This window comes from Amycolatopsis sp. NPDC059021 (assembly GCF_042739895.1).
Taxonomy (GTDB): Bacteria; Actinomycetota; Actinomycetes; order Mycobacteriales; family Pseudonocardiaceae; genus Amycolatopsis.
Genome location: NZ_JBHYIQ010000093.1, coordinates 6,453 through 15,239 on the forward strand (window position 1 = coordinate 6,453; position 8,787 = coordinate 15,239).

The 8,787-nt window shown below is 71.0% G+C and carries 6 protein-coding genes and 1 other RNA gene; 5 read left to right on the forward strand and 2 right to left on the reverse strand.

Annotated elements, in window-relative coordinates; genetic code table 11:
• Window positions 1-97: 97 nt before the first annotated feature.
• Together sfnG and ACFWX1_RS37520 are read right to left on the reverse strand one after the other, a co-directional pair.
• Complete coding sequence (gene sfnG / locus ACFWX1_RS37515; protein ID WP_378394576.1) at window positions 98-1,234, reverse strand: dimethylsulfone monooxygenase SfnG; 1,137 nt, start codon at window positions 1,232-1,234, stop codon at window positions 98-100.
• A gap of 151 nt (window positions 1,235-1,385) precedes the next feature.
• Window positions 1,386-4,217, reverse strand: coding sequence for an AAA family ATPase (locus ACFWX1_RS37520; protein ID WP_378394577.1), 2,832 nt, complete (start codon window positions 4,215-4,217; stop codon window positions 1,386-1,388).
• Between the two features lie 634 nt (window positions 4,218-4,851).
• Between ACFWX1_RS37520 and ACFWX1_RS37525 the strand changes: the two genes are divergently transcribed.
• From ACFWX1_RS37525 to rnpB, 5 genes are all read left to right on the forward strand, one after another.
• Window positions 4,852-5,502, forward strand: a complete 651-nt coding sequence (locus tag ACFWX1_RS37525) for a DUF4142 domain-containing protein (RefSeq protein ID WP_378394578.1) — start codon at window positions 4,852-4,854, stop codon at window positions 5,500-5,502.
• Between the two features lie 23 nt (window positions 5,503-5,525).
• Window positions 5,526-6,365 (forward strand): 4Fe-4S domain-containing protein, encoded by an 840-nt coding sequence (locus ACFWX1_RS37530; RefSeq protein ID WP_378394579.1) that lies wholly within the window; start codon window positions 5,526-5,528, stop codon window positions 6,363-6,365.
• Entirely contained in the window at window positions 6,362-7,660 is a 1,299-nt protein-coding gene (locus ACFWX1_RS37535; RefSeq protein ID WP_378394580.1) for an NAD(P)/FAD-dependent oxidoreductase, read from the forward strand. Before ACFWX1_RS37530 ends, ACFWX1_RS37535 begins: the two co-directional genes overlap by 4 nt.
• Window positions 7,566-8,030: a hypothetical protein gene (locus ACFWX1_RS37540; RefSeq protein WP_378394581.1), complete on the forward strand. Its 465-nt coding sequence runs from the start codon at window positions 7,566-7,568 to the stop codon at window positions 8,028-8,030. Before ACFWX1_RS37535 ends, ACFWX1_RS37540 begins: the two co-directional genes overlap by 95 nt.
• Before the next feature lie 28 nt (window positions 8,031-8,058).
• Window positions 8,059-8,450, forward strand: an RNA gene (rnpB, locus tag ACFWX1_RS37545) — RNase P RNA component class A.
• The last annotated feature ends 337 nt before the right edge of the window (window positions 8,451-8,787 follow it).

The following is an 8,787-nucleotide window of genomic DNA, read 5'->3' on the forward strand; positions in this document are numbered from 1 at the left end:
CGGCCTCTATCTCCACACCGCCTACAACCCAGCCCCGAGCGCCCGCCGCGCAGAGGCCCCACACCCCCCCCCACTTCTCGACCTCTGAACAGAACCCTTAGACGCTCAGGGGTTCGGGGGTGGCGGCGCTGCGGTCGATGTCCTTTTCCAGCTCGCGGATCACCGGCAGCACGTGCTTGCCGAAGTACTCGACGTCCTCCAGGTAGTGCAGGAAGCCGAGCAGCAGCAGGTTCGCGCCGCGGCGCTTGTACTCGATCGCGCGCCGCGCGATCTGTTCCGGCGTCCCGATCAGGCCGGTGCGGAAGCCGTCGTTGTACTGCACGAGATCGGCGAACTCCGAGTCGGCCCACATGCCCTTGGCGTCCGAAGTGGACTTACCGGCCTGTTTGACGGCGTTGCGGAAGCCTTCCACCGCGTCGACGTTGGCCTTGGCGACGATCTCCCGTAGGACGTCCTTCGCCTCGCTCTCGGTCTCACGGGCGATCACGAACCCGTTCAGTCCGAATCGGACGGTGTGATTGTTCGCCGCCGCGTAGTCGTTGACCTCTTCGACCTGTTCGGTGAATCCGTCGAAGTTCTTGCCATTGCTGAAGTACCAGTCCGACACCCGGCCGGCGAGCTTGCGCGCGGCCGTCGAATTGCCGCCCTGGAAGATCTCCGGATGTGGCCGCGCGTCCCCGGCCAAGGGCTTCGGCTTGATGTCGAAGTCGTGGATCCGGTAGAAGTCGCCGCCGAATTCGGCGTGGTCGTTCGTCCAGAGTTCCTTGAGGACCCGGATGAACTCCTCCGAACGCCGGTAGCGCTCGTCGTGTTCGAGCCACGGTTCGCCCAGATTGGTGAATTCGTCCTTGAACCAGCCGCTCACGACGTTGACCGCCGCCCGGCCGCCGGAAAGGACGTCGGCGCTCGCGATGAACTTCGCCAGTACACCGGGATGCCACAGTCCGGGGTGGATCGCGGCGATGACCTTGAGCCGCTGCGTCGCCAGCAGCAGGGCGAGGCTGAACCCGGTCGATTCGTGCTGGTAGGCGGCGCCGTAGCTGGCGGTGTACCGCACCTGCGAAAGGGCGTATTCGAAGCCGTTGTTCTCGGCGAGAACGGCCAGTTCGCGGTTGTACTCGTAGCCCCAGTCGGTGCGCTGCTCGATGTCGCTGGTGACCAGGCCGCCGCTGACATTCGGCACCCAGTAGGCGAACTTCAGCGGTTCGTGCAGCCGTGCTTCGTTTTCGGGCATGGTCGCTCCACAAAAGGTGAAAAAGTGAAATGGGCGCGGAAGGTGCTACGCGAAACAGCGGTATCCCGCCACGCGGACGTAGTCCACATGGCGGCGGCGGGTCAGCAGGGCGCCGGACATGGCCGAAGTAGAACAGCGGCCCCCGCGCCGGTCAACGGCCGTCCACGCCATGGGACTTGAGTGCCCCGGGCAGTTCGGCGCGGCCGGTGATGCCGAGCTTCCGATAGGCACCGGAAAGGTGCAGTTCGACCGTGCGCCGGGTCAGGTGCAGCGCGGCGGCGATCTCCCGGTTGGTGAGACCCTGCACGGCCATCACGGCGATGCGGTTCTCCTGCCGCGTCAGCCCGTGATCGTTCTCCTTGGCAGGCGACAACGTCCGGCGCGCCGCGCGGAGCTCTTCCGCGGCCCTGCGGCCGAGCGGCCGCGCCCCGCATTGTTTGCTCAGCTCGACAGCCTGGCGCAGGGTGGCCGTGGCCTTGTCCGGTTTCCCGTGCCGTGCCTGGAACGTGCCCAGTTCGGTCAGCGCGTGCGCGAGGTGCAGCCGGGCGGGCGAGGAAGCCAGCGTGCCGACGGCCTTGTGCAGTGCGCGCTCGGCTTCTTCGTCCTCGCGCACGAGCCCCAAGGTGGTCAGCGCGGTCCCGAGTGGACGGGCGGCGCCCCAGCGTTCCGCCGCGCAGAGGTCCTCTTCGGCGAGCTGCGTCGCTTCATCACTCTGCCCGAGCACGAGCGCGGCGCGGACGGCGTAGGCGCGCCAGGCGACGAAGCCGGGGAATCGCATTCCGTGGTGCGCCAGCCGCCGGCCGCAGCCGAGGAGGTCTTCGAGGCCGAACCGGGTGTAGCCGGTGGCCACCCGCAGCCTGCCGCGCGCGTAGAGCAGGTAGGTGTGCGAGAAAAGTCCTTGGCTGGCCACGAAATCCATTCTGTCCAAAAGGGACGTCGCGGCCTCGAAGCGGCCGAGGTCGACCCAGCACTCGACCAGCCGGGCCGCGCACAGCACCGCGATCGGGCAGATCGTGGTCGCGTCCCGCTCGTCGAACTGGCGCACCAGCGATTCGAAGTGGACACTCGCGCGCTGCAGGTCACCGCCCGCCTGCAGCGCGATGCCGCGGGCCAGCGTCGGCAGCGCGGCACGGGGCACGTGGTGGTCCCACGGTTCGCGGTCGAGGTCGAGTACCCGGCACAGCCGGTCGGTGTGCGCGGGTTCGTCGGCGAGCACGGCGGTGGCGAGGGCGAAGAAGTAGTGCTGCTCGAACAATTCTCCTTCGTCGCCCGCGAGCGCGTCGCCGAAATGACGGACCGCGTCCTTCGCGCATTCGCCGCTGCGGACGGCGTCGAGCGCGAGCAGTGCCGAGCGGCTGCGCTGCGCGGCCGGGTCCGTCAGCGGGGCCCATTGCTGGCCGAAGTCCCGGAAGTCCGGGGGCGGGCCGAGCCTGCTGCCCGCTTCGGCGAGGTAGGTCATGCACAGCAGCGGCCAGACGGCGTCCGGCCCGCCCGCGTCGAGCCGGGCGGCGATCTGACCCGCCGCGCTGATCGCGAGCCGGGCGTCCGGGCCGCCGCACAGCGCGAGGATCATCGCGGTCGCGATGCGCGCGGCCATGTCCCGGTCGCCGACGTTGTCGACGGCCTCGCGGATCCGGGCGGGCGCCGACTGCGGATCGCACCGGTACTCGGCGTGCGCCAGCTGGAGCAGGACCGCGAGGCGGCGGCCGGGGCGCAGCCGTTCCTCCAGCGTGCGCCGCAGGTAGCGGACGGCCAGCCGCGGTTGCCCGCCGAACACCGCGTGCTTGGCGGCGAGGCACAGCGTCGTGATCGCCCACGGGACACCGACGGCGGTGGCGTCGAGCAGATGTGCCGCGACGCGCTCGACCGGCGCGCCCGCGTCGGAGAGCAGTTTCGCCGCTCGTGCGTGGGTCACCGCCCTGGTCGCCACCGGCATGTCGGCGAGCACGGAGTTGCGGAGGAAAGGATAGGTGAGCTGGGGGCAGTGGCTGTCGGTCAGCACGTGCAGGCGCACCATCGTGTCGATCGCGGTGAGCGCCGCGGTCTCGTCGACGCCGGCGAGCCGGGCCAGGATGTCGAAGGCGGCGTCCTGGCCCAGCACCGCCACCGCCTGCAGGATCTCCCGCCCGGCGGGGTACTCCTGCAGCCGCGCGTGCATGATCTGGCCGATCGCCGCCGCGCCGATCTCCCGCGGGTCCGCGCCGGGGACGAGCCGGGGGCGCAGGGTCTTGAGCAGGTACGGGTTCCCGCCGGTGACCTCGCGGCAGGTCGCGACCAGGTCACCGGGCGCGAGGCCGAGCACTTCGGCGGCCGCCGTGGTGCCGAGACCGCCGAGCTTGATCGTCAGCGGGGTGCAGCCGGACATCTCGAGCAGGGCGACCTCGCCGAGCGGCTGGCCGACGAGCGAGGTCAGCACGATCACCACGGGCAGGTCCGTGACCCGGTGGCGGATGTAGGCAAGGCAGCGCATCGACCACGCGTCCGCGACGTGGACGTTGTCCACACCGAGGAAGACCGGTGCCTGTTCGGCCGCGTACCGGACGGCGCGAAAGAACGCTTCCAGGGCCTCACCCTCCTCGAACCCGGTGAGGGGATGCTGGATCGCGAGGCGTTCGGTGACGTGCGGAGCGCGCGGGAGGGGTGACGCGGATTCGCTGGCCTGCCGGAGAAACGTGTCCTGCAAACTGTCCGACAACTGCCGGCTGACTCCGCCGGACAGGTGAGATTCCAGTCGCGAGGCGGTGGCGAGCGCGACGGTGAACCCCGCTTCGCGCGCCAGCGCCGCGGTGGCCGTCAGTACCGACGTCTTGCCCATGCCGAACTCGCCGACCAGGATCGCCCCCGCGGCCCTGCCCTCGAGGGCGACCGCGAAAAGCCTGGTCAGCAGGCCGATCTCACGCTCACGCCCGGGCAGCGGTACGGCGGGGGGCTTCGGTACCGAAGCCCCGCCGGACGGGCTCCCGGGATTTACTTCGGTATCCACCGTAGAGACCTTCACGTCGGGTTCGAGCAGACTACTGGAGAAAGCAATAGGTCTCGGGAGGTCAGAGGACGGTGCCGGCCGGATAGTTGAATTGTCATTTAACCGGCCGGTAGGCGATGTCCGCGCCCCGGCCGGTCCGGCGCGGCGCCGTATGGCGCGTCCGGCCTTTCGCTCGCTCGTCGTGCCGACGGCTTTCCCGGCGCTTTCCATAATGCGCACGCCCGCTTCCGGGGCGTGCTTTCACGGTTGCCTCCGGAATGCTCGCCGTCAGCCGGACGGCATTGTCCGCGAGAGTGATCTCACGGATGCCGGGCCGGTATTCGCGGTCCGCTTCGGACTGTCCACGGGAAATCGTCCTCGCGGTGACCGAGTTGCCCGAGTGCCGCTGCCACGAGGGTGTGTGGCCTTCGCCTGGCCGGACCCGAGGTGGCTCGGAGCCTAGCGCCGAATAGCGCGAAAGGCTATGGGCTGGGTTTATCGCGCAATTCATGCGCGAGACGAGGTGAAAAGACCAGTATTGCCTTAATTCGGTGAATGTGATATGGATCACACATCTTTTCGGGTGAACGCGAGAACCGCGTGGCGGATGTCCGCGTAGCCCCCAGTGAGTACTCCTTGCCGAAGGGACGCCGAAATGCTGTTCCGATTCCTGGCGCTACTGGCGATCGCGGGTGGCGCGTTGCTCTGGAACGTTTCACCGGCCACCGCCGACGAACTCCGGCAGCTCGACCGGGATCTGCTGATCAGCGTCAAACAGGCGGGGCTCTGGGCGGGCCCGGCGAGCAGGCAGGCGCAGGAGCACGGCGCGGGCCGCCGGGTGCGCGACGTCGGTGCGCTGCTCGCCGACGACCACGCGCGGCTCGACGTCCAGGTGCGCGCGCTCGCCGACCGGTTCGGGATGACGCTGCCCGCCGTCCCGACGCCGGAGCAGCAGCACTGGGCCGACCAGATCACCGCCGCCACCGGTGCCGATCTCGACCGCGTCTACGTCAACCGGGTCCGCGCGGCCGACGGCAATCTCTTCGGGCTCGCCTCCCAGGTACGCGCCGGTACCCAGAACGACGACGTCCGCGCCTTCGCCCAGGTCGCCGTCGACACCGTGCTGCGGCACCTGACCCTGCTGGAGAGCACCGGCGTCGCGGAGTCGACGTCGCTGCTGGTGTCGCCCGCCGCGGACGGCACGGTCGGCGGCGGCGAGGTCGCGCTGGGCGCACTGCTGGCCGGGCTGGCCACGGCCGCGACCTTCGGCGTGGTCCGCCTGCTTGGTTCCCCCGGAAAGAAATGAGCCGCGCACCCGGAGGTGTCCCGATGTCCCCGCTCGCCGCACTCGCCGCACTGGACGGCTTCTCCGCCCCAACCCCGCACGACGGAGGTGTCGGCCAGGTCGCGGCGCTTTCCGGCCGCGTCGCGTACCTGACGATGTGCCTGTCGCTCTGCTGGGGCGTGCTCGGCGCCGCCGGGTGGGTACGCCGCTTCACCGGGCACAAACCCTTGCGCGGCGGGCACATCGTGCTCGCCGCGTTCGCGCTGTCGACCGGCGCGGTGCACGGAATGTCCTTTCTGTACATGGAGAACAGCGACACGCTGTCGGTCGTCCAACTGGTGGTGCCGTTCTTCGGCGGCGGCCTGATCCGGCACGCCATGGGCGTCCTCGGTTTCGAATTGCTCGTCGCCATCTCGATCACCGCGAGCCTGCGCTACGGCGCCGCCAGGCGGAACTGGGGCAGAATCCACCAGCTCGGCTACCTCGGCGTCGGCCTGCTCGTGGTGCACGCGTGGCTCGGCGCGGTCGCGAGCGGGCACCTCGCGGTGGTGTGGCTCGGCGGGATCACCGCCCTCGCGCCGCCGATCGTGCTCAGCGTCCTGCGGATCGTGCCGCCGGAACTGCTCGTCCGCGTCGGCCTGGTCTCCGGCGAGGACGGCGAGCGCGCGGGCGTACCCGCCGTCACCGTCCGGATCAGTGTCGACAGCCGTCGCTGTCACCGTTACGGCGTCTGCCAGGCGGAGGCGCCCCAGGTGTTCCGCCTCCAGGGCGACGGCCAGCTCGAATACCTGCGCAAACCAGGGGTCAGGCAGACCCAGCGCGTGCAGGCCGCCGCGCGGGCCTGCCCGATGCGCGCCATCCACCTGCAGGAGGCGGGACGATGACCGAGCGCATCGTCGTCGCCGGGGCGGGGCTGGCCGGGCTCCGCGCCACCGAACGCCTGCGGGAACTGGGTTTCGACGGTGACATCGTGGTCGTCGGCGCCGAGCAGGGCATGGCGTATCACCGGCCCGCGCTCACCAAGCAGCTGCTGACCGGCGCGATGAGCCGCGCCGACACCCTGCTGGCCGACCCGCTCGACATCGACGCCGACTGGCGCTTCGGCACCCCGGTGGTCCAGCTCGACCCCGTGCGCCGCATCGTGCGCCTGCCCGGCGACGAGGAACTGGGCTACGACGGCCTGATCATCGCCACCGGGCTGGAGCCCCGGCGGCTCGCGGGCGCGCCGCACGCCCACCCGCGGGTCGTCGTCGTGCGGACGCTGGCCGACACCCTGGCGCTGCAACGCGCGCTGGCCGCGACGAAGGGGCCGATCGCGGTCATCGGCGAAGGATTCATCGGCTGCGAGGTCGCCGCCAGCCTGCGTGAGCTCGAGCGGGACGTCATCCTCGTCGGCCGCGAACGCGTCCTGCTCGGTAACGTCCTCGGCGCCGAAATCGGCGGCTGGCTCACCGAACTGCACGCCGCGCGCGGCGTCCGCCTCGCACTGGGCACCACGGTGTGGCGGTGGCGGCAGGCCGTCGACGGGCTCGGCATCGAACTCGACGACGGCCGCGTCTTCGACGTCGGTGCCGCCGTCGTCGCGGTCGGCAGTGTGCCCGCGGTTTCGTGGCTGCGCGGCGCCGCGCTGTCACTGGACGACGGCGTCCTGTGCGGGCCGACCTGTCACGTCCTCGGCTCGGACACCATCGTCGCGGCCGGGGACGTCGCCCGCTGGCCCAACCTCCGGTTCGGGCCGGGACCCCAGCGTGTCGAGCACTGGCTCAACGCGGTCGAGATGGGCCGGGCCGCGGCGGAGAACCTCCTCGCCGGACCGCAGGAGGCGCCGCCGTTCACCCCGGTCCCGCGCTACTGGTCCGAACAGCACGGAGTACGCATCCAGATCGCCGGGATGCCGATGCGCGGCACCGACACCGTGCTGCTGGAGTCGCCCGCCCCCGCCGGGCGGCCCGTCACCGGATTCGTCCGCGGCGGACGGCTCGTGGGTGTCATCGGCCTCGACAGCCCCGCCGCCGTCCAGCACTGGACCGCCGAGGTCGGCGAACAGCATCCCGGCCCGCGCCCCGCCCGAGAGGAGAACATCGATGCGCCGAGCCCGCCCGACCGCCCTCGCCGTCGCGGCGGCGCTCATCGTGAGCGCGGTCGCCGGGAGCACAGCGGTGTGGTGGCCGGGTCCTGAACCGGCGGCGTCCGGTCCCGTCGTCGAAGCGCCCACCACCGCGGCGCTTGCCCCGGCCGCGGCTCCCACGCGGCTGATCGCGGTCAGCCGGCCCCGGGGTGAACGCGTCGTCGACGGCGACGGCAACGTCCTCTACCGCTACAACCGCGACCGCGCCGACCCGCCCACCGCCACCTGCTCCGGTGTCTGCACCGCGGGCTGGGCGCCCGTGCTCAGCACCGGCCCGCCCGTCGTCAGCGGCATCGACCCCAGGCGCGTCGGCCTGCTCCGCCGCCCCGACGGCACCGACCAGGTCACCCTCGGCGGCTGGCCGCTCTACCGGCAGCGGGGCCGGGCCGCGTGGTTCGCCACCGCACCCGGCGGCGGGTGAGCCCGAACCGGTACGATCGAACGCCGGACGAGCTGGCAGGGCGGTCGCGACCCGGGAAACCGGTTCGAGGAAAGTCCGGACTCCGCAGGGCAGGGTGGTTGCTAACGGCAACCCGGGGTGACCCGCGGGACAGTGCCACAGAAAACAGACCGCCCCTGCCCGCACGGGCGGGGGTAAGGGTGAAACGGCGGTGTAAGAGACCACCAGCGTCCCGGGTGACCGGGACGGCTAGGTAAACCCCACCCGGAGCAAGGCCAAGAGGGAGTTCGCTCCTGCGCAGGCGTTCGAGGACGGCCCGTCCGAGCCTGCGGGTAGGCCGCTGGAGCCTGCCGGCAACGGCAGGCCGAGATGGATGACCGCCACCCGCGGCGCCGCAAGGAGCCGCGGGGACAGGATCCGGCTTACATGCCAGCTCGTCCCTATTCCTTTTGCCGCCACCTGCCGCCCGCCGCGCCCCGCCTGGCGGCGTTAGCAAAGGTCCCTTGCTTCCTTTGTGCAGGTCAGGATGGTCCGTGGGGGCCTCCTTGAGGGACTCTGGGTCCCTCAAGGAGGCCCCCACGGACCGCTGGAGGTCGTTGGAGGCATGCGGGCCCCGGTGCCGGAAGCGGTAGTAAAGGTCCCTTGCTCCTTCCCGGCGCTCGACGGCCGGCGGTACGCACCTGCCGTGGAAACCCCGACCAGAGCGCGTCTACACCGAGCCAGCTCGTGATCACACAGCGCTAAGACCCCCCCCCCCCCCTCGGGGGGGCGCCAGACA